Genomic DNA, 1,291 nt, shown 5'->3' with positions numbered 1-1,291 from the left:
AGTACGATTTCTTCGATCCACGTGATTTGAAGCAAACTTACGAGACTAAATTCATCAGTGGTCTATTCTTTGCTGGCCAAATCAACGGTACAACAGGCTACGAAGAAGCTGCGGCACAAGGCTTAATGGCGGGCTTGAACGCAAGCTTGTACAGCCAAGGCAAAGAAGGCTGGAGCCCGCGCCGTGACCAAGCATACATGGGCGTTCTGATTGATGATTTGTCGACCATGGGTACCAAAGAGCCGTACCGCATGTTCACTTCTCGCGCGGAATACCGCCTATTGCTTCGAGAAGACAACGCCGACCTTCGTTTGACAGAAAAAGCTCGTGAACTTGGCTTGATTGATGATGTTCGTTGGGCGCGTTTCAACGAAAAAATCGAGAACATGGAAACCGAGCGTCAGCGTCTGAAGTCTACTTGGGTAAACCCAAACTCGGCGGGCATTGATGAACTGAACAAACTGCTGAAAACGCCAATGGCGCGTGAAGCAAGTGGTGAGGATCTTTTGCGTCGTCCAGAGATCTCATACTCACAATTGACTCAACTTGATGCCTTTGCTCCTGCTCTTGAAGATCAACAAGCGGCAGAACAAGTAGAAATTCAGGTGAAATACGACGGTTACATCAAGCGTCAGCAGGAAGAGATCGAAAAATCACTTCGCCACGAACACACAAAACTGCCTACGGATTTGGATTACAAAGACGTAAAAGGTTTGTCGAACGAAGTGGTTGCGAAACTGAGCGAAGCCAAACCGGAAAGTATTGGCATTGCTTCGCGTATTTCCGGCATTACGCCTGCAGCGATTTCAATTCTTCTTGTGCATCTGAAAAAGCACGGCTTGCTGAAAAAAGGCGAGGAAGAGTAATGAGTGCACTACGAACCAAGCTTGATTCACTGATTGCACAGACCGATTTAGACGTTTCAGAAAAACAACGAGAGCAGTTAGTCGGTTATGTCGAGCTGCTCGATAAGTGGAACAAAGCGTACAACCTAACTTCGGTTCGCGATCCTTTAGAGATGTTAGTGAAACATATCCTGGATAGCATCGTGGTCGGCACGCATCTGCAAGGTGAACGTTTTATCGATGTGGGCACTGGCCCAGGATTGCCAGGTATTCCTTTGGCGATCATGCATCCGGAGAAAACGTTCTTTCTGCTCGATAGCCTCGGTAAGCGCATCCGTTTTATCAAGCAAGTTGTCCACACGTTAGGTTTGAAAAACGTGACACCAATTCAAAGTCGCGTCGAAGAATTCCAACCTGAAGAAAAATTTGATGGCGTTTTGAGTCGA

2 protein-coding genes are annotated in these 1,291 nt (G+C 47.3%); both read left to right on the top strand.

Features of this window, described 5'->3' with window-relative positions; translation table 11 throughout:
• A partial coding sequence (locus tag R7R78_RS24065) for an FAD-dependent oxidoreductase (protein ID WP_225474365.1) occupies positions 1-866 on the top strand: 866 nt, incomplete at its 5' end.
• Positions 866-1,291 (top strand): 16S rRNA (guanine(527)-N(7))-methyltransferase RsmG (gene rsmG, locus R7R78_RS24060; protein WP_225474364.1); only part of this gene is annotated, 426 nt, incomplete at its 3' end. The genes R7R78_RS24065 and rsmG, both read left to right, overlap by 1 nt.

Source organism: Vibrio sp. 2134-1 (assembly GCF_033339495.1).
Note: the sequence above shows the minus strand (reverse complement) of the source record. Positions and strands in the feature narration are given on the sequence as shown.